Source organism: Streptomyces sp. NPDC033966 (genome assembly GCF_055575955.1).
In genome coordinates this window covers 990544-1009727 of record NZ_JBVIRQ010000001.1, presented here as the reverse complement: position 1 = coordinate 1009727, position 19184 = coordinate 990544, and the positions used below count along the sequence as shown (strand labels likewise).

The following is a 19184-nucleotide window of genomic DNA, read 5'->3' as shown; positions in this document are numbered from 1 at the left end:
GTCGCGTCTCATCGCTCCCGTGGAGCCACGCGTGGTGCTGCGTCCCGCGCCTGGCTGGCACGGACAACCTCACCAACGAAGGGCTCCCGGCCCGGTCACGGCCCGGACGGGTGACGAACGGGTTCCCGCGGTCAGACGCGGCCCCGGCACAGCTCCAGCAGGGTCATCGCGAGGGCGGTCCCGGGCTTGCCGAGGGCGTCGCTCCAATGGGAGAGCACCTCCATCTCGCGCGACAGGTGCACCCGGCGGCCGCCCGCGCCGATCCGGGCCTCCTGGATGACGGCCGACACGGCCATCCGCTCCTGGATCAGCCCGATGATCCGGTCGTCGAGGGCGTCGATGCGCTCGCGGGAGCCGGCGATCAGCTGCTCGGGGGTGGTGGTGATCGTGGTCATGGCGTCTCTCCTGTGGTGGGTGGGTGGCCCGGCAGGAGCGGAAACGCGGAGCGCCCCGGTCCTGTCGGACCGGGGCGCTCTGGGAAGTCAGCGGCTCAAGCGAGCATCACGCGGACCCATGGCGACCGGACCGACCGGTGCCATAGGTAAAGAGGAAGCTCAGCTGCTTGCGCATGGTGTGGATTATGGCCCCCCGCCCGCGCCCCGGCCAACCGGGCCCGGATGCTGAGACGCCCCGGCGGTGACGCGGCCCCTCACGCCCGGGGCGCCCCGGGCGTGACGTGGGCCTCGGATGGTGCGACAAACCGGCGGTCGGCGCCACCGGTAGAATCGACAAAACAGCCACCTCTTTCCGCCGGAAGGCCGTCCCGTGCCAGAAGCACCCTCCGCCGCCCACGACAGCGCCCCGGACACGGTCCTCGTCGTCGACTTCGGCGCGCAGTACGCCCAGCTCATCGCCCGCCGCGTCCGTGAGGCCCGCGTCTACAGCGAGATCGTGCCCAGCACGATGCCCGTGGCCGAGATGCTCGCCAAGGACCCCAAGGCGATCATCCTCTCCGGCGGCCCGTCCTCCGTGTACGAGGAGGGCGCCCCGCGCCTGGACGACGCCCAGGCCCTCTTCGGGGCCGGCGTCCCCGTCTTCGGCATGTGCTACGGCTTCCAGCTGATGGCGACGACCCTCGGCGGCACCGTCGACAACACCGGCGCGCGCGAGTACGGCCGCACCCCGCTGTCCGTCTCCAAGTCGGGCTCCACCCTCTTCGAGGGCACCCCCGAGCACCAGTCGGTGTGGATGTCCCACGGCGACGCCTGCTCCGCCGCCCCCGAGGGCTTCACCGTCACCGCGTCGACGAACGTCGTCCCGGTCGCGGCCTTCGAGAACGACGAGCAGAAGCTGTACGGCGTGCAGTACCACCCCGAGGTCATGCACTCCACGCACGGCCAGCAGGTCCTGGAGCACTTCCTCTACCGGGGCGCGGGCCTGAAGCCCACCTGGACCACCGGCAACATCGTCGAGGAGCAGATCGCGGCGATCAAGGCGCAGGTCGGCGACAAGCGCGCCATCTGCGGCCTGTCCGGCGGCGTGGACTCCGCGGTCGCCGCGGCCCTCGTCCAGAAGGCCATCGGCTCCCAGCTCACCTGCGTGTACGTCGACCACGGCCTGATGCGCAAGGGCGAGACCGAGCAGGTCGAGAAGGACTTCGTCGCGGCCACCGGCGTGCAGCTGAAGGTCGTCGACGCGCAGGAGCGCTTCCTCACCGCGCTGGCCGGCGTCTCCGACCCGGAGACCAAGCGCAAGATCATCGGCCGCGAGTTCATCCGCGTCTTCGAGCAGGCCCAGCTGGAGATCCTGCAGGAGGACGGCCCGGCGGTCGCCTTCCTGGTCCAGGGCACCCTGTACCCGGACGTCGTGGAGTCCGGCGGCGGCACCGGCACCGCCAACATCAAGTCCCACCACAACGTGGGCGGCCTCCCCGACGACATCGAGTTCGAGCTCGTCGAGCCGCTGCGCCAGCTGTTCAAGGACGAGGTCCGGATGGTCGGCCAGGAGCTCGGCCTGCCCGAGGAGATCGTCCAGCGCCAGCCCTTCCCCGGCCCCGGCCTCGGCATCCGCATCGTCGGCGAGGTCACCAAGGAGCGCCTGGACCTGCTGCGCGAGGCCGACGCCATCGCCCGCCACGAGCTCACCGCCGCCGGTCTCGACCGCGAGATCTGGCAGTGCCCGGTCGTCCTCCTCGCGGACGTCCGCAGCGTGGGCGTGCAGGGCGACGGCCGCACCTACGGCCACCCGATCGTGCTGCGCCCCGTCTCCTCCGAGGACGCGATGACCGCGGACTGGACGCGCATGCCGTACGAGGTGCTCGCCCGGATCTCGACCCGCATCACCAACGAGGTGCCGGACGTGAACCGCGTGGTCCTGGACTGCACCAGCAAGCCCCCGGGCACCATCGAGTGGGAGTAGTCCCCACCCGTGCCCGATGAAGCCGCCGCCCCGCTGGGGGCGGCGGCTTCGCCGTTCGGCGGTCCGCGTCGCGGGTCTGGCCTCCTCGCCCCCGCACCGGTACCTTGCGCCGCGACCAGGAGGAGGGGACAGCCATGCCGGACCAGCCCGTACCCGTGCCGGTGGACCGGCTGGCCTTCGAGATGCCGCCGGTGCACGAGGACCCGGCCCGGGAGCGCGCCCACCGCAAGGAGCGGCTCGCCGGGGCGCTGCGGCTGCTGGGGCGCCTCGGGTACGAGGACGGGGTCTCGGGGCACGTCACCGCGCGGGACCCGGAGTTCGAGGACTGCTACTGGGTGAACCCCTTCGGCCGGGCCTTCGCCGGCCTGCGCCCGGGGGACCTGCTGCTCGCCGACGGGAACGGGCGGGTGCTGGAGGGCGGGCGGCGGCTCAACGAGCTGGCCTTCGCCGTGCACGCCGCCGTGCACCGGGCCCGGCCCGACGCGGTCGCGGTGGTCCGCGCGCAGGGCCCGTACGGCAGGGCGCTGGCCTGCCTCGGCGAGCTGCTGGCCCCGGTCACGCAGGAGGCCTGCGCCTTCTACGAGGACCACGCGCTGCTGGACGAGTACCCCGGCGACGGTGTCGCGGACCCGTGGCGGGTCGCCCGCGCCCTCGGCCCGTACAAGGCGCTGATCCTGCGCAACCAGGGGCTGCTGACCGTCGGCGGCTCGGTGGACGCGGCCGTGTGGTGGTTCATCGCGGCGGAGCGGGCCGCGCAGGTGCAGCTGATCGCGCGGGCGGCCGGCAAACCGGTGCCCGTCGACCACCGCGCGGCCGTGGCCACACGGGAGCGGTTCGGCGGCGATCTCGCCGCGTGGGTGAGCTACCAGCCGCTGTGGCAGACCGTCGCGGACGGTGGCGTCAACATCATGAACCGTTAATCACCTGCTCTGACATCGTGCGCAATCCGGAGCACTGCCGCAGTGGTGCACAATTCGCTGGCATTGCACCGTAGTTCAGAGAGGCGGCACGCGCGTGGCTGTCCAAGAGATGTCCCGGAGTACCCATACCGCCGTCTGCGCCTGCGACGACTGCGCACGGGAGGGGCACCGCAGAGCGGTCGCCGCGTTCCTGGAGAAACGGGAGGAGTTCGCCGCCGGGCAAGGAGTGCCGGCCGCCGTGGCCCACTCCCTCGGCGCCTCCCGCCAGTGGGTCTCCGACGAGCTGACCCTGTCCGCCCGCACGGTCGCCGACCGGGGCCGGGAGGCCGGGAACTCCTGGCTGTACCTGTTCTCCCGGCGGGCCGTCCTCGCCCTGTGGATCGCCGCCGGGACGCTGCTGCTGGTCCAGGTCGGCACCGCGCTCGGCACCGGCTGGTCCACCGCCCGCACCGCCGGGCTGCTGGCCGCGCTGGTGCTGGCCGGGCTGCTCACCGCCGCCGCCCGCGCCCAGTCGCTGCGCGGCGGGCTGCTGGCCCCGATCGTCGGGGAGGACAACCGGCTGTCGACCTCGAAGGCGGTGCCGAGCGCCTGGCTGGTGCTGACCGCGTTCGCGGCGCTGCTGCCCGCGCTGCGGCTGGCCGCCTCCTCGCCCGGCCCCGAGCGCGAGGCCCTGTACGAGGGGTTCGCGCTGGAGCGGGCGCTGCCGCTGCTGTCGGTGGTCGCGCTGACCTCGGCGGTGGCGGTGCTGGTGCGCCGCGTGGTCACCGTACGCATCATGGGGCAGCGGCTGCAGAAGCTGCCGGCGGACCGGCCGCGCGGGGTGGACCTGCTCACCGACGACGACGGCCGCGGCAGCTTCCCGGACGCGCAGTACGTACTCGTCTCCACCGTGGTGCTGGCCTACGCGGCGGTGTCGCTGGCCCGGTTCCCCGACCGGCTGCCGCAGCTGCCGTGGGCGCTGGCCATGCTGGTGGCGCTGTCGGCGGCGGTGTACCTCGCGGCGAAGTACGCCGAGGGAAGCCGCCCGCTGGTGCTCTCGGTGGTGCGCAGGCGCGAGCCGGGCGACATCGACGCGGCCGTCCGGCCCGGCGACGACATCGAGATCCGCGGCGTCGGCTTCGTGCCGCCCGGCGCGCAGACCCCGGAGATGCTCGCCCGGCTGGTCGTACGGATCGGGGCGGTCCACGTGCACGTGCCGCTGGTCCCGGTGGCCGGCGGGTTCACCAACCCCTCGGACTCGGTGCTCACCGTCCCGGTGCCCGCGGAGGTCGAGCCGGGCCGGGTCGACGTCCAGGTGGTCACGGCGGCGGGGGTGGAATCCAACCGGTGCATCATCGACGTGGCCGAGTGAACGAGGTAGACATGGGGGCGTGACCCGAACTGACGCCCCATCCGGGCAGCGGACCACCCCGCTCAAGGAGCTGGCCACCCGCTACGCGCTCTTCCCGCTGAGGATCTTCCTCGGAGTGACCTTCGTCTACGCGGGCATCGACAAGCTGACGGCCGCGGGCTTCCTCGCGGAGACCGGCAGCGGCTCGGTCGGCGAGATGATGCGCGGGGTGCGCGACACCTCCGCGATCCCCGCCCTGGTGGACCTGGCCCTGAAGGCCCCCGTCGGCTTCGGCGTCGCCATCGCCATCGGGGAACTCCTCGTGGGCCTCGGCGTGCTCGCCGGGGTGCTGACCCGGCTCGCCGCCGCCGGCGGCCTGCTGATCTCGCTGAGCCTGTGGCTCACCGTCTCCTGGGCCGTGACCCCGTACTACTACGGCAACGACCTGGCGTACCTGATGGCCTGGACCCCGCTGGTCCTCGCGGGGGCGCCCTACTGGTCGTTCGACTCGATGATCCGGTCGCGCTGATCCCGGCGCACGGCGTACGTGACCATCCCGACCAGGGCGGACAGCACCAGCCCGCCCAGGGCGAACGGGACCACCAGGAACCACGGCACGTCCGTCTCGCCGGCCGCGTCGAGCAGGTAGAGCACGCCCGCGGCGGTCAGGACCAGACCCGCCAGCAGCCGTCCCGGCTGGAACTCATGACGCCGCACGGGCCACCTCCACCTGTCCCACGCCCGCCTCCAGGCGCAGCTCGATCGTCCCGCCGGCCTCGGTGCCGGCGGCCGGGGGCAGGGTCGCCCGCCGGTTCTCGCCCTCGCCCCCGATCCGGATGCCGGGGCCGGTGTCCCCGGGCAGCTCGATGTCGCCGAGCCGGATCGACACGTCTGCTTTCGCGGTGACCTCCCGGGGGAGGACCACCTTCAGCCGGCCCGCCTCGATGGAGGCGCGGACGGCCACGGTCGCGCCCTTGGGCACGTCCAGGCGGCTCAGGTCCAAGGTCGCCAGCCCCGTCCCCGCCTCGTACGCGGGGCGGACGTCGGCGACCGCCGCCGGGCGCCAGGCCACGTCCCGCCAGTCGGTGCCGATCTCGCGCGGCATGGCCACCGCACCCGCGAGCAGCACGGCGGTGAGCAGGCCGAGCAGGACCGTGCCGAAGCCGGTGCGGCCCTTGACGGAGCTGACGGCCAGACCCAGTCCGAAGACGGCGAGGGCGGAGGCCAGGCCCACCTGGAGGGCGTGCCCGAGGGTGCCGTCCTCCCACACCGAGGCGGTGCCGATGCCGCCCGCCAGCAGGGCCAGCACGAACACCCGGCCGCCGATGCCCCCGCGCGGCCGTGCGGGTGCCCCGCGCCGGGGCTTCTCCGGGGCGGTGCCCGGCCGCTCCCGGTCGGGTTCGCTGTCGTCGGGGCCCCACAGGTAGCCGGCCGAGCCGACCGGGCCCGTGGTGCCGTCCTTGACCAGCGGGTCCCGCCACCAGGAGGGGCTGCCCGGCACCGGCGGCGCCTGCGTCTCGGGCGGCGCCGGGCGGTGCGCGGCCGGGGCCCGTACCTCGGGGGCGGCGGTGCCGCGGTGGCGCCGGGACCAGTAGGAGGCGCCGCCGAGCGCCAGGATGACCAGGACCGAGAAGGCCCCCATCACCCCGTTGTCCAGCATCGACAGGAACAGCGCGCAGCCCACCAGGGCGCTGAACACGGCGGCGAGGGTGGCGCCCTCGACCCGGCCGGTCAGCAGCCGCTTGCCCTCGCTGTCCTCCTCGCCCTCCAGGGGGAGCAGCAGCCACGCGAAGCCGTAGAAGATCAGGCCGACGCCGCCGGTGACGGCGAGCACTCCGAGCACGATCCGGAACACCACCGGGTCCAGGTCGAAGTACCGGCCGAGGCCGCCGCACACGCCCGCGAGGACCTTGTCGCGCTTGCCGCGGCGCAGGGGCGGCCGCTCGGCGGGGGCCGGTGCCCCGGGATCCCCGGGCGGGGCGTCTTGTACGTCGGTCATGCGTCCATGGTGACGGGCGGTGCGGGCCGGCGGCACCGGGCCCTACCCTGGCGCAACCCTGATATCCCCCCTGGAGAACTGGGGGGATGCCCTGATGCCCGGCCGCGCCCGGGCATGTGACCCTTGGTGACATGCCCGTAGCCGCCGCTCCACGCATACCGCACGCACCCGACCCGGAGGACGTCCCGCAGCGCAAGCTCTACCGCAGCGCCGACGGCCGGATGCTCGGCGGTGTCGCGCGCGGCCTCGCCGGGCACCTCGGGCTGCCCGTGATCTGGGTGCGGCTGGCCTTCCTCGGCATGTTCATGTTCGGGGACGGGCTCGGCGTACTGCTCTACGCGGCGTTCTGGGTCTTCGTACCGCTCGGCCAGGGCGGCAAGACCGGGCACCACTCCTTCTTCGAGACCCTCGCCGACGGCACCCGCCGGGTGCGCAAGCCCGACAAGGGAGCGGTCTCCGGCCTGATCGCGCTGGCCGTCGGCGCCGGCATCTTCGTCTCCCAGCTGAGCTTCGGCGGTGAGAACGGCCGCTACATCTGGCCCACCCTGCTCGTCGGGGCCGGCGTGGTCCTCGTCTGGCGGCAGGCCGACAACGCCCGCCGCGCCCACTGGAGCGCCGCCGGCGACCGCCAGAAGCGGCTGTTCCAGGCGGCCCGGGCGCTCGCCGGCGTGGTCCTCGTCGGCGTGGGCCTGACCGTGTTCATCGTCGTACGGGGCTCCGCGGCCCAGCTCGGCAACCTCCTCACCGCCGTCCTCGCCGTCCTCGTCGGCATAGCCCTGCTCGCCGGGCCCTGGCTGATCCGGATGACCCAGGACCTCTCCGAGGAGCGCCTGATGCGCATCCGCGCCCAGGAGCGCGCCGAGGTCGCCGCCCACGTCCACGACTCGGTGCTGCACACCCTCACCCTGATCCAGCGCAACGCCGAGGACGTCGGCGAAGTCCGCCGCCTCGCCCGCGCCCAGGAGCGGGAGCTGCGCAACTGGCTCTACAAGCCCGAGGGCACCGGCAAGGACGAGGCCGAGGAGCCGGCCACCCTCGCCGAGGCCGTGAAGAAGACCGCCGCCGACGTGGAGGACCACCACGGCGTCCCGATCGAGGTCGTCGTCGTCGGCGACTGCCCGCTCGACGAGGGGCTCGGCGCCCAGATCCAGGCCGCGCGCGAGGCGATGGTCAACGCCGCCAAGTACGGTGGCGAGGGGCCCGTCCAGGTGTACGCGGAGGTCGAGGGACAGACGGTGTTCGTGTCCGTACGCGACCGCGGACCGGGCTTCGACATGGAAGCGGTACCGGACGACCGCATGGGCGTACGAGAATCGATCATCGGCCGGATGCAGCGCAACGGGGGGACCGCGGTGCTGCGGTCCGCCCCCGACGGCGGCACGGTAGTCGAGCTGGAGATGGAGAGGGCGGCGAAGACAGCATGACCGAGGACAACGCGACCACCGGCGGCGCGGGCAGGAGGGTCCGGGTGGTCCTCGTCGACGACCACCGGATGTTCCGTACCGGGGTCCAGGCCGAGATCGGCGAGACCGCCCGGACCGGCGTCGAGGTCGTCGGCGAGGCCGCCGACGTGGACCAGGCCGTCACCGTCATCACCGCCACCCGCCCCGAGGTGGTCCTCCTCGACGTCCACCTCCCCGGCGGCGGCGGCGTCGAGGTGCTGCGCCGCTGCGCCCCGCTGATGGCGGCCGCCGAGAACCCGGTGCGGTTCCTGGCGCTGTCGGTGTCGGACGCCGCCGAGGACGTCATCGGCGTCATCCGCGGCGGCGCGCGCGGCTACGTCACCAAGACCATCACCGGCACCGACCTGGTGGACTCCGTCTTCCGGGTCCAGGACGGGGACGCGGTGTTCTCGCCCCGCCTGGCCGGCTTCGTGCTGGACGCCTTCGCCTCGACCGACGCCCCGCCGGTCGACGAGGACCTCGACCGGCTGACGCAGCGCGAGCGCGAGGTGCTGCGGCTGATCGCGCGCGGGTACGCGTACAAGGAGATCGCCAAGCAGCTGTTCATCTCGGTGAAGACGGTGGAGTCGCACGTCTCGGCGGTGCTCAGGAAGCTCCAGCTCTCCAACCGGCACGAGCTGACCCGCTGGGCGACGGCCCGCCGGCTGGTCTGATCCGGTCCCTTTCGATCGGATGTGATCCACGCCGCAGGCGCGGAGGGCAACCGGAGGGCGGCGCGCCCGACTCTTGGGTGGCGTGATGAGCCTGACCGGGACCCCTCTCTTCGCGACGGCGGTCGCCTTGACCGTGACCGCCGTCGTCCTGCCGCTGGCCGTGTGGGGCAAGGTGCGCGGCCCCGCCGCCGCACGCGTCGCCACCCGCGCCGCGATGCTGCTCTTCGCGCAGGTCACCGCCGTCGCCCTGGTCTTCCTCGCGCTCAACCGGGAGATGAACTTCTACGTCTCCTGGGGCGACCTGATGGGCACCGGCAAGTACGTCCAGGCCGCCCCCGACCTGGGCCCCGACGGGCTCGGCGGGAAGAAGGCCGAACAGGTCCGGCAGGAGCCGAAGGTCCGCCAGGAGTTCGTGCCCGTCGAAGGCCTCGGCGGGCGGGTGAAGAAGACCGAGCTCGACGGGAAGATCTCCGGCGTCAAGGGCGACGTCATGGTGTGGCTGCCGCCGCAGTACGACGACCCCGCCCACAAGGACAAGAAGTTCCCGGTGGTCGAGCTGATCCCGGGCATACCCGGCACGGGGAAGTCCTGGTTCCAGGGGCTCAAGGCGCACGAGGTGCTGGAGCCGCTGATGAGGGAGGGCAAGGTCCAGCCCTTCATCCTGGTCTCCCCGCGCGCCATGCTGCTCGGCAACGGCGACACCGGCTGCGCCAACATCCCCGGCAAGGTCAACGCCGACAGCTGGTTCAGCGTCGACGTCCGCAAGATGGTCACGGACAATTTCCGCGCCTCCGACGAGGCCCGCACCTGGGGCGTCGCCGGCTACTCGGCCGGCGCGTACTGCGCCGCCAAGCTGGCGATCCTGCACCCCGACCGCTACAGCGCAGCCGTCTCCCTGTCCGGCTACAACGACCCCGGCCAGGAGCCCAGCTCGCTGGTGGCCAAGGACCCGGAGCTGCGCCGCACCCACAACCTGAAGGAACTGCTCAAGGCCCTGCCCGCGCCGCCGGCGGTCGCGCTGTGGATGTCGGGCGCCGAGCACGACGGCTACCTGTCCGGCACCGACCTCAAGGGGCTCGCGCAGAACCCGACCACCGTGCACGCCGAGAAGATCACCGGCGGGCACAACCTGGAGGCGTGGTCGAAGCAGCTGCCGCAGACCTTCGGGTGGCTCAGCCAGCAGGTCAAGACGCCGTAGGGGCTCCTCACGCGGGGCGGGAGGCGCCGGCCCAGGGCATGGAGTCGACCGGCGCCAGCCGGACCGTGGAGCCTGGGCGGGGGGCGTGGATCATCTGGCCGTTGCCGACGTACATGCCCACGTGGGTGACCCCGGAGTAGAAGAAGACCAGGTCCCCGGGGGCCAGCTGGTCCCGGGAGACCCGCCGGCCCGCGTTGATCTGGGTGTAGGTGGTGCGGGGCAGGGACACCCCGGCCGCGCGCCACGCGGCCTGGGTCAGGCCGGAGCAGTCGAACGAGCCCGGTCCCGTCGCGCCCCAGACGTACGGCTTGCCGATCGCCCCGTACGCGAAGGCCACCGCGCGGGCGGCGCGCGAGCCCTCGGTCGCCGGGGGCGGGGTGTGGGGGGCGCTCGCGGGGTCGGCCCCGACGGCGGCGGCGGTGCCGGACTGCGCCTCGTACGCCGCCCGCTCCTCGGCGGTGAGCCGGGCCAGCAGCTGCCGGGCGGTGGTGAGCCGGTCCTCGATGACGGTCTTCTGCTCGGCGAGCTCGTGCTGGCGGGCGCGCAGCTCCGAGAGCCGGCCGGCGGCCTGGTCGCGCAGCCGCCCGACCTCGTCGAGGCCGCGCTTGACGGCGGCCACCTCGGAGGCGGTCCGGTCGCCGGCCCGGGTGAGCATGCCGGCCCGGTCCAGGTACTCCTGCGGGTCGGAGGCCATGGCGAGCTGGAGGGCCGGTCCCAGGCCGCCGCTGCGGTACTGGGAGGCCGCGAGCGAGCCGAGCGCGCTGCGGGCGGTGTTCAGCCGGTCCGCCTTGCGGGCGCTCTCGTCGCGCAGGCCGGTCAGCGCCCGCTCGGCCTCGTCGGACTTGGCCTTCGCCCCGTTGTACTTCTCCGTGGCCGCCTCGGCCTCCCCGTAGAGCCGGTCGACCTCCGCCTTGACCTGGGCGGGGCTGAGCCGGGGCTCGGCGTGCGAGGTGCCTTCGAAGGCGGTGGCCGTGGCAGCGCCCGCGAGGGCGAGGGTGGCGGCGGTCCGTACGGTGCCGCCGGAAAACGGGCGCTGCCTGGGCTTTCGATGACTGGCCACGGGGGCTTCACGTCCTTCCGCTCGTCCCGCAGGTCTGGGGGAGGTCTCGGGGGAGGACGCTAAACCTGGAGGTAACGGTCGGATGACGAGATGATCGGAACTGGTCTTGTCCGACCGGGACTGGGCCCGGACTGACCGGACGGCGGCGGAGGAAGGCGGTTCAGTGCCAGAGGACGGCGATGAAGATGTTGGCGACGGTCAGGCCGCCGACCGCCGCGAAGAGCCCCTTCTCCACGTGCTCCTCGTCGCGCTTGACGTAGACGAGGGCCAGGATCACGAACAGGACAGCCAGCTTCACGCCGATCTTGACGTGGTTGAGCGGGGCGCCGTCGCCCATCTCGCGGAAGCCCACCAGCAGCACGCCGGTGACGAGCATGGTCAGCGCGCCGTGCAGCATCGCGGGCACGAAGCGCGCGGTACCGGCGCCCATCGCCTTCATCTGGGTCAGGAACCCGCCGAGGAGCGAGGCGATGCCGATGATGTGCAGGCCGACGAAGATGTGGGTCAGAACGGTCATGCCGCCGAGGGTACGGGGCGCCTTCCACAGCCGATTTTCCGGGGGCGGGACCGGCTGTCGGTCCCGCCCCCTAAACTCGGAAGGCGATGAGCAGCCTCTTTGACGACAGCTTCCTGGCCGACCTCACCCCCTCCGACGAGGTCCCGCCGCCGCCCGAGGAGCACGCCGAGCCCGAGCAGGGCGCGGACGACCTCTTCGGGGGCGCCTTCGACGTGCCCATGAGCGGGGACGCGTACTACCGGGACGGCGCCCCGCGCCCCGTCATCGACCCGGCGGCGCTCCTCGACGGGCTGAACGAGCAGCAGGCCGCCGCCGTGGTGCACGCGGGCTCGCCGCTGCTCATCGTGGCCGGCGCCGGCTCCGGCAAGACCCGGGTGCTCACCCACCGCATCGGCCACCTGCTGTCCGCGCGGAACGTCCACCCCGGCCAGATCCTGGCGATCACCTTCACCAACAAGGCCGCCGGCGAGATGAAGGAACGCGTCGAGGGCCTGGTCGGCCCGCGCGCGAACGCCATGTGGGTGTCCACCTTCCACAGCGCCTGCGTGCGCATCCTGCGCCGCGAGTCGAAGCGGCTCGGCTTCACCTCGTCGTTCTCGATCTACGACGCGGCGGACTCGAAGCGCCTGATGGCGCTCGTCTGCCGGGACCTGGACCTGGACCCGAAGAAGTTCCCGCCCAAGTCGTTCAACGCCAAGATCTCGAACCTGAAGAACGAGCTGATCGACGAGGACGCCTTCGCCGCGCAGGCGGCCGACGGCTTCGAGAAGACGCTCGCCCAGGCGTACGCGATGTACCAGGGGCGGCTGCGCGAGGCCAACGCGCTCGACTTCGACGACATCATCATGACCACGGTCCACCTCCTCCAGGCCTTCCCGGACGTCGCCGAGCACTACCGGCGCCGCTTCCGGCACGTCCTGGTCGACGAGTACCAGGACACCAACCACGCCCAGTACACGCTGGTGCGCGAGCTGGTCGGCCCCGGCTACCCGGACCTGCCGCCCGCCGAGCTGTGCGTGGTGGGTGACGCCGACCAGTCGATCTACGCCTTCCGCGGCGCGACGATCCGCAACATCCTCCAGTTCGAGGAGGACTACAAGGACGCGACGACGATCCTGCTGGAGCAGAACTACCGCTCCACCCAGACGATCCTGTCGGCGGCCAACGCGGTCATCGAGCGCAACGAGAACCGCCGCGCCAAGAACCTGTGGACCCAGGCCGGCACCGGCTCCGTGATCACCGGCTACGTCGCCGACACCGAGCACGACGAGGCCCAGTTCGTCGCCGACGAGATCGACCGGCTCACGGACGCCGGCGACGCCAAGGCCGGCGACGTCGCGATCTTCTACCGGACGAACGCCCAGTCGCGCGTCTTCGAGGAGATCTTCATCCGGGTCGGGCTCCCGTACAAGGTCGTCGGCGGCGTCCGCTTCTACGAGCGCAAGGAGGTCCGGGACGTCCTGGCCTACCTGCGCGTCCTCGCGAACCCCGAGGACAACGTGCCGCTCCGCCGGATCCTGAACGTGCCCAAGCGCGGCATCGGCGAGCGCGCCGAGGCGATGGTCGACGCCCTCGCGATGCGCGAGAAGATCACCTTCCCGCAGGCGCTGCGCCGCGTCGACGAGGCCTTCGGCATGGCCGCCCGCTCCACCAACGCCGTCAAGCGGTTCAACGTGCTGATGGAGGAGCTGCGCACGATCGTGGACTCCGGCGCGGGCCCGGCCGTGGTGCTGGAGGCGGTGCTGGAGCGCACCGGGTACCTCGCCGAGCTCCAGGCGTCGACCGACCCGCAGGACGAGACCCGGATCGAGAACCTCCAGGAGCTCGCGGCCGTGGCCCTGGAGTTCGAGCAGGCCCGCGACGAGTCGACTGAGACACCAGCGGCTGCCGCCGCGGGCGGCACCCTCGCCGAGTTCCTGGAGCAGGTCGCGCTCGTCGCCGACTCCGACCAGATCCCGGACGAGGACACCGACGGCTCGGGCGTCATCACGCTGATGACCCTGCACACCGCGAAGGGTCTGGAGTTCCCGGTCGTCTTCCTGACCGGCATGGAGGACGGCGTCTTCCCGCACATGCGCGCGCTCGGCCAGACCAAGGAGCTGGAGGAGGAGCGCCGCCTCGCCTACGTGGGCATCACCCGGGCCCGCGAGCGGCTGTACCTGACCCGCTCCAGCATGCGCAGCGCGTGGGGGACGCCCTCGTACAACCCGCCCTCGCGGTTCCTGGAGGAGATCCCGGCCGAGTACCTCCAGTGGAAGCGCACGGGCGCCGCGCAGAAGCCGGCGGGGCCGGTGCGCGGTTCCGGCTACGGCGCCTCGTCCGGGAAGGCCTCCTTCGGGACCTCGCCCGAGGCGTTCCTGTCCTCGTCGCGCACCAAGTCCGGCCCGTCCGGCTTCGCCACGCGCCGGGCCGCCGACAAGCCGGTCATCGCGCTGTCCGTCGGGGACCGGGTCACCCACGACCAGTTCGGTCTGGGCACCGTCATGGAGGTCCGGGGCGCCGGCGCGGACGCGCAGGCCACCATCGACTTCGGGGACGCCAAGCCGAAGCGGCTGCTGCTGCGCTACGCGCCGGTGCAGAAGCTGTAGGGACCGGGGAGCCGGGGCCTCCGGGCCCCGGCACTACGGGCTTCGGGGCCCGGCTCAGGGGCTTCGGGCCACGGCCTGAGGGCTTCGGGCCACGACCTGAGGGCTTTGGGCCACGACCTGAGGGCTTCGGGGCCCGGCCGTCGCCGGCGTCGGGTCAGCTCGGGTCCAGGCCGTGGCTGCGCAGCCAGGCCAGGGGATCGACCGCGGAGCCGCCGCCGGGCCGTACCTCGAAGTGGAGGTGCGGGCCGGTGGAGTTGCCGGAGTTGCCGGAGTACGCGATGACGTCGCCGGCCTTGACCTGCCCGGAGCGGATCTTGGTGCTGCTGAGGTGGCAGTACCAGGTCTCGGTGCCGTCGGGGGAGGTCAGGATGGCCATGTTCCCGTAGGCGCTGTTCCACTGGGTGCGCATGGTGCCGTCGGTGGCGGCCATGACCGGGGTGCCGTAGCCGACCGGGAAGTCGATGCCGGTGTGCACGGACATCCACATGCCGCCGGCCTGGCCGAACATGGCGCTCAGGCCGTGCTGGGCGACGGGCACCGAGAACTTGGGGCGGGCCGCTTCCTTGGCCGCGGCCTCCTCGGCCCGCTTCTTCTTGTCTTCTTCCTGGCGCTGCTTGAGGTCGATGCGCTCCTGCGTGCGGCTCGCGCGGTCCGCGAAGTCGCCCGCGTCGGCGCTGAGCGCCGCCAGCTGGGTGTCGAGCTTGTTGTTCGCCTCGGCCGGCTTCACCGACGACGGGTCGGGGGCGGCCATCGTGGTCGTCTCCTCGGCCGGTTTGTCGGCGCCGGTGAGTCCGCCGACGGAGGCGGCGGCCACGCCCGCGACGCCCATCACGCACGCGGAGGGCACGGCCACCGTCAGCAGGGCGGACCGTTTGGCCGGGGTGCGCCGGCGGCTCCCGGCGCCGGCGCTGCCGTTGCCCTTGGCCGCGTTGTTCCGGCCCGAGCCCGCCTTGCCGGTGGCCCGGCGGCCGACGCGGGATCCGGCGGCGGACGGGGTGACGGGCATGGCCTGCGTCGGCATGTCGTGCACGGGGCCGTCCGGGAAGTCCGGCTCCTCGCCGGCCGCGGGGGACACGGGCTCGAAGACGGAGGTCTCGTCGTCGGCGTACGGGTCGGCGTCCGCGAAACCGTCGGTCTCGGCGTGGCCCTCGGTCGCGGCGGTCTCCGTGCACACGGGGACGACGGTCGTGGCCTCGTAGCCGCCGGACGCGGCCGCGTCGGCCGTGCCGCCGTTCCAGGCGGTGGCGTCGTAGGCGCCGGTGTCCTGGCCGTAGCCGGGGAGGGTCCAGTGCCCGGTCTGCTCCGCGCCAGCGGAGTCGTAGCCGAAGGGGGCCGACTGGTACTCGGCGGTCGCGGCGTTCCAGGCGCTCGCGTCGTACTGGCCCGTGGTGTCCTCGGGGACGGCCTGGGCCGGGACGCTCGAAAGGTAACTCTCCGGAGCGGACCACGCGGTGGTGTCGTACGAGCCGGTGTCGCCGGCGGACGGGTACGCCCCGTACGCGTCGTACGTTCCGTAACTGCCGGAAGCGGCGTAGTCCGTGACGAACTGATACCCCTGGCCCTGCGTTTCATAGGACGCATATGCCTGGTCACCAGCGAAAGTGGTGGTGGAAAGGCCGTCGTACCCGGAATCGGGGTACTGGCCCGACGTCGGGCGGTCGTTCACCAACTTCTCTTTCGCCTCGGCAGTGTGGGGCCTGGGTGGCCGGGGAACTCAAGGTTCACCGGAGGAGAGCAGTGGCGTGACTGTACCCGGCGGTTACTCGCCTCGACAATCTTCCGAGTGTTTCGTCCTCAGCGGAACCGGGCATTCGGCCGCCTTTCGGTCGCCGGAAGACCGAGCCTTGGCCTTGAGTTCGAAATTCGTTCGACTGGTGGTCGACCGGTGTTGTACGCGCGGCCCCGCAGGCGGCCGGGCGTACGCGCCGCCTCAGACGACCAGGCTCTGACCCTCGGCTCCCGTGGCGCGGGCGGATTCCGCCGGGCGGGGCGCGCCGTCCGCGGCGCGCAGCGGGCCGTCGAGGGCGCGTCGGACGGCGGTGATGACGGTGGGGTGGACGGGGAGGGCGAGGTGTCCGATACCGGTGACCTGCACGTTCGTCGCGTCCAGGTCCGGATGCTCGATCCGGGCCGTCCCGGTGGGCGCCATCAGCGCGTCGAACTCGCTCCAGAACGCCACGAACCGGGTCCGGCAGCCGGGCGCGGGCGCGCCCAGCTCGGCCATCACCTCGGAGTCCGGGCGCATCTGGCGGACCAGGGGGTGCGCGTCCATGAAGGGCGCGACCCGGGTGCCGCCGTGCGGGGTCCCCAGGGTGACCACCGTCCGCACGCGCGCGTCGCCGCCGAGCCGCTGGACGTAGTACCGCGCGACCAGACCGCCGAGGCTGTGCCCGATGAGGTCCACCCGCTCCTGGCCGCTGCGCTCGCACAGCTCCTCGACGCGCCGGGCGAGGTGGCGGGCCGTCATGCGCAGGTCGCGGGTGAAGAGGGAGTGGTTGTACGTCTCCACGCGCCGCCGGCCGCCCGCGCCGAGGGCACGGCGCAGCAGGACGAAGACCGAGCGGTTGTCGGTGAAGCCGTGCAGGAGCAGCACCGGCGGCGGCTGCCCGGGTGTCCGTGCGGCGGGCAGGTCCGGCGGGCGCTCCTCGCGTATACCGGTGGGGTAGAGGAGGAGGTGCCCGGCGAGCACCGCCGCCTCCAGGACCGCCGCCCGCAGGGCGGCACCCGTGCGCGGCGCGGGCAGCGGTGCGATCGTCAGCCCCATGGACGGCCTCCCCCTGGACCATTCGGGTACGGGGCCGTACTGCCGGCGCGGCCCCGCCACCGTGCCGTGCGGCTGTCGGCGCGGTGGCGGGGCGACGGGGCGGTGGTGAATCAACGGCGTCCCACGTGTGATTTCCCCCTCCCCGTTGACCGTGAAACGGCGCCGTGCGCAATGCTGTACTTAACGTTCGTTCACTCGGGAGGCAGTGCGATGGGTGTGACCGGTCCGATCCGTGTGGTGGTGGCCAAGCCGGGTCTCGACGGCCACGACCGCGGCGCCAAGGTGATCGCGCGGGCGCTGCGCGACGCCGGTATGGAGGTCATCTACACCGGCCTCCACCAGACCCCCGAGCAGATCGTGGACACCGCCATCCAGGAGGACGCGGACGCCATCGGCCTCTCCATCCTCTCCGGGGCGCACAACACGCTCTTCGCCCGGGTCATCGAGCTCCTCAAGGAGCGCGACGCGGAGGACATCAAGGTCTTCGGCGGCGGGATCATCCCGGAGGATGACATCGCCCCGCTCAAGGAGAAGGGCGTCGCCGAGATCTTCACCCCCGGCGCCACCACCACCTCCATCGTGGACTGGGTCAACGCACACGTCCGCCAGGGCTGAGCCCCGGTGCCGGCCGGCCCCGCCGCCTGTTCAGGCGGGCGGGGCCAGCTCCGCGAGCATCGCCGCGCGCAGCCGCAGGGTGGCCACCAGGCGCTGGAAGGCCTCCGCCCAGTAGGCGGCGGCTCCCGGTGAGGTATCCGGCGGATCCTGGACGATGGCCGTCAGGGCCTCCAGGCGGTCCGCCTCCGCGGGGTCGAGGCAGCGCTCCGCCAGCCCCATCACCCCGCTGAAGCTCCACGGGTAACTGCCCGCCTCGCGCGCCGCGTCCAGCGCGTCCACCACCGCCCGGCCCAGCTCACCCGCCCAGGGCACCAGGCAGACGCCGAGCAGCTGGAAGGCCTCCGACAGCCCGTGGGCGCGCACGAACTCCGCGACCCACCCGGCCCGCTCCTCCTCGGTCAGGGTCTCCAGCAGCTTCGCCCGCTCCGCGAGCGACGCCGTGCCCGGGCCCGCCGCGGGCGGCGCGGACGCGGGGCCCAGCAGGGCCTTCGACCAGAGCGGGTCGCGCTGGCGCACCGCCGCCCGGCACCAGGCCGCGTGTATCTCCTCCGCCCAGCCCTCGGCCACCGGAAGCGCCACGATCTCCGCCGGTGCGAGGCCGCCGAAGCGGTCCCGCCAGCAGGACAGCGGAGCCGCCTCCACCAGCTGGCCCAGCCACCAGGCCCGTTCCCCGCGCCCGGCCGGCGGCCGCTTGACCACCCCGTCGCGCAGCATGCCCGCGTCGCATTCCGCCGGGGGCACCACGGCCTCCGGGCCGACGCAGGCCAGCGCCCGCTCCGCCATCCGCCCCGCCAGCGCCGAGGCCGGCAGCGCCGACAGCAGCTCGGCGGCCGTCGCCCGGACGTTGCGGCTGCGGTCGCCCAGCGCCGCCTCCAGGAACGGCTCGTCCCCGTCGGACAGCCCGGACCGCAGGGAGTCGAGGAACATCAGCCGGTCCTCGGCCCGCTCCGTGGCCCAGGTCGTGGCCAGCAGCCGGGGCGCCGCCGCCGGCTCGTGGGCCCGGACGGCGCCGAGCAGGGCGACCCGCTCCGCGAACAGCCCCTCCTCCCAGAGCCGGGCCACCGCCTCCCCGTCGGCCGGGTCGGGCAGTTCCCCGCCGCCCCCGGCCGCGCCGCGCAGGGCGAACCGCCACTCCGGATTCAGCCGGGCCAGCCACAGCCCCCGTGCCCCGGCCAGGGCCAGCGCCTGCGGGCGCAGGTCGGTCCGGGCCCGGGCCGCGTCCAGCAGCGCCGGGACCAGGGCCGACGGCGCCCGGTACCCGTGCCGCGCGGCGGCGGCCAGCCACTGCGGGAGCAGCTCCGTCAGATCCGGGGCGGCCCCGCGCCGCCCGCCGCCGCTGCCCGCCGCGGCCCGGCCGGCCAGCAGCTGCGCGAGCCGCCGCCCGGCGGCCTCCGGGGGCGCCGGGCGCGGATCGCGCGCCGCCGGCCGGGGCCGCCGGGCCGCCTCGGCGGGCCGCAGCCCGGCGCGGCGCCGCAGCGTCTGCACGGCCGCCGCGTCGAGCAGCGCCTGCGGTGAGCCGCCCCGCCGCTCGGTGCCCAGCAGCGCGGCGGTGACCAGCTCCTCCCAGTCCCGGTACGCCCCGGCCCCCTCGTCACCCTGGCCCATCCGACCCCTCCCTCGTCCGTCTCGTCAGTCCCCGTCAGTCGTGCGACCGTGTTCAGCTGGCGTGGTTGTCGTTCATGAAAGCCCCCCGGCTTCTCGTCCTCGCGTCGGCGCCCC

17 protein-coding genes are annotated in these 19184 nt (G+C 73.4%); 9 read left to right on the top strand and 8 right to left on the bottom strand.

Going from position 1 to position 19184, the window contains the following annotated elements:
* Positions 1 to 131: 131 nt before the first annotated feature.
* On the bottom strand, positions 132 to 395 hold the full coding sequence (locus tag ACZ518_RS04720; protein ID WP_125595846.1) for a chorismate mutase: 264 nt from the start codon (positions 393 to 395) through the stop codon (positions 132 to 134).
* Positions 396 to 765: 370 nt separating this feature from the next.
* Between ACZ518_RS04720 and guaA the strand changes: the two genes are divergently transcribed.
* From guaA to ACZ518_RS04700, 4 genes are all read left to right on the top strand, one after another.
* Complete coding sequence (gene guaA, locus ACZ518_RS04715; protein WP_469111562.1) at positions 766 to 2358, top strand: glutamine-hydrolyzing GMP synthase; 1593 nt, start codon at positions 766 to 768, stop codon at positions 2356 to 2358.
* A 134-nt stretch (positions 2359 to 2492) separates the two neighbouring features.
* Positions 2493 to 3278 carry a class II aldolase/adducin family protein gene (locus tag ACZ518_RS04710; protein WP_469111561.1) on the top strand — a complete coding sequence of 262 codons (786 nt, stop codon included), beginning with the start codon at positions 2493 to 2495 and terminating at the stop codon, positions 3276 to 3278.
* A gap of 109 nt (positions 3279 to 3387) precedes the next feature.
* Positions 3388 to 4629 carry a hypothetical protein gene (locus ACZ518_RS04705; protein WP_469111684.1) on the top strand — a complete coding sequence of 414 codons (1242 nt, stop codon included), beginning with the start codon at positions 3388 to 3390 and terminating at the stop codon, positions 4627 to 4629.
* A gap of 19 nt (positions 4630 to 4648) precedes the next feature.
* The gene (locus ACZ518_RS04700) at positions 4649 to 5137 is read left to right on the top strand and encodes a DoxX family protein (RefSeq protein ID WP_469111560.1); all 489 of its coding nucleotides are present in this window, start codon (positions 4649 to 4651) and stop codon (positions 5135 to 5137) included.
* Here the strand turns inward: ACZ518_RS04700 and ACZ518_RS04695 are convergent.
* Both ACZ518_RS04695 and ACZ518_RS04690 read right to left on the bottom strand, forming a co-directional pair.
* Complete coding sequence (locus ACZ518_RS04695) at positions 5101 to 5325, bottom strand: hypothetical protein (RefSeq protein ID WP_469111559.1); 225 nt, start codon at positions 5323 to 5325, stop codon at positions 5101 to 5103. The genes ACZ518_RS04700 and ACZ518_RS04695 overlap by 37 nt on opposite strands.
* Complete coding sequence (locus ACZ518_RS04690; protein WP_469111558.1) at positions 5312 to 6607, bottom strand: PspC domain-containing protein; 1296 nt, start codon at positions 6605 to 6607, stop codon at positions 5312 to 5314. The genes ACZ518_RS04695 and ACZ518_RS04690 overlap by 14 nt, the downstream gene beginning before the upstream one ends.
* Before the next feature lie 131 nt (positions 6608 to 6738).
* Here ACZ518_RS04690 and ACZ518_RS04685 point away from each other — a divergent pair, with 131 nt between their 5' ends.
* The 3 genes from ACZ518_RS04685 (at position 6739) to ACZ518_RS04675 (ending at position 9921) form a co-directional block, all read left to right on the top strand.
* Complete coding sequence (locus ACZ518_RS04685) at positions 6739 to 8031, top strand: PspC domain-containing protein (protein WP_469111557.1); 1293 nt, start codon at positions 6739 to 6741, stop codon at positions 8029 to 8031.
* On the top strand, positions 8028 to 8723 hold the full coding sequence (locus ACZ518_RS04680; protein WP_007265981.1) for a LuxR C-terminal-related transcriptional regulator: 696 nt from the start codon (positions 8028 to 8030) through the stop codon (positions 8721 to 8723). Before ACZ518_RS04685 ends, ACZ518_RS04680 begins: the two co-directional genes overlap by 4 nt.
* Positions 8724 to 8808: 85 nt before the next feature.
* Positions 8809 to 9921, top strand: coding sequence for an alpha/beta hydrolase (locus tag ACZ518_RS04675; RefSeq protein ID WP_469111556.1), 1113 nt, complete (start codon positions 8809 to 8811; stop codon positions 9919 to 9921).
* Positions 9922 to 9928: 7 nt separating this feature from the next.
* Here ACZ518_RS04675 and ACZ518_RS04670 read toward each other — a convergent pair whose 3' ends face one another.
* Positions 9929 to 10981 carry a C40 family peptidase gene (locus tag ACZ518_RS04670; protein WP_469111555.1) on the bottom strand — a complete coding sequence of 351 codons (1053 nt, stop codon included), beginning with the start codon at positions 10979 to 10981 and terminating at the stop codon, positions 9929 to 9931.
* Positions 10982 to 11141: 160 nt separating this feature from the next.
* Complete coding sequence (locus ACZ518_RS04665; RefSeq protein ID WP_469111554.1) at positions 11142 to 11498, bottom strand: hypothetical protein; 357 nt, start codon at positions 11496 to 11498, stop codon at positions 11142 to 11144.
* 86 nt (positions 11499 to 11584) lie between these two features.
* On the opposite strand from ACZ518_RS04665, the gene pcrA reads away from it, so the two are divergent.
* Positions 11585 to 14086: a DNA helicase PcrA gene (gene pcrA / locus ACZ518_RS04660; protein WP_469111553.1), complete on the top strand. Its 2502-nt coding sequence runs from the start codon at positions 11585 to 11587 to the stop codon at positions 14084 to 14086.
* Positions 14087 to 14240: 154 nt separating this feature from the next.
* On the opposite strand, the gene ACZ518_RS04655 is transcribed toward pcrA, so the two are convergent.
* Both ACZ518_RS04655 and ACZ518_RS04650 read right to left on the bottom strand, forming a co-directional pair.
* Entirely contained in the window at positions 14241 to 15755 is a 1515-nt protein-coding gene (locus tag ACZ518_RS04655) for a M23 family metallopeptidase (protein ID WP_469111552.1), read from the bottom strand.
* Between the two features lie 261 nt (positions 15756 to 16016).
* Positions 16017 to 16850 carry an esterase/lipase family protein gene (locus ACZ518_RS04650; protein ID WP_469111551.1) on the bottom strand — a complete coding sequence of 278 codons (834 nt, stop codon included), beginning with the start codon at positions 16848 to 16850 and terminating at the stop codon, positions 16017 to 16019.
* A gap of 210 nt (positions 16851 to 17060) precedes the next feature.
* On the opposite strand from ACZ518_RS04650, the gene ACZ518_RS04645 reads away from it, so the two are divergent.
* A complete protein-coding gene (locus ACZ518_RS04645; RefSeq protein WP_469111550.1) occupies positions 17061 to 17465 on the top strand; it encodes a cobalamin B12-binding domain-containing protein in 405 nt (134 codons plus the stop codon).
* A 30-nt stretch (positions 17466 to 17495) separates the two neighbouring features.
* Here ACZ518_RS04645 and ACZ518_RS04640 read toward each other — a convergent pair whose 3' ends face one another.
* Positions 17496 to 19070, bottom strand: coding sequence for a DUF5691 domain-containing protein (locus tag ACZ518_RS04640; RefSeq protein ID WP_469111549.1), 1575 nt, complete (start codon positions 19068 to 19070; stop codon positions 17496 to 17498).
* Positions 19071 to 19184 lie beyond the last annotated feature (114 nt).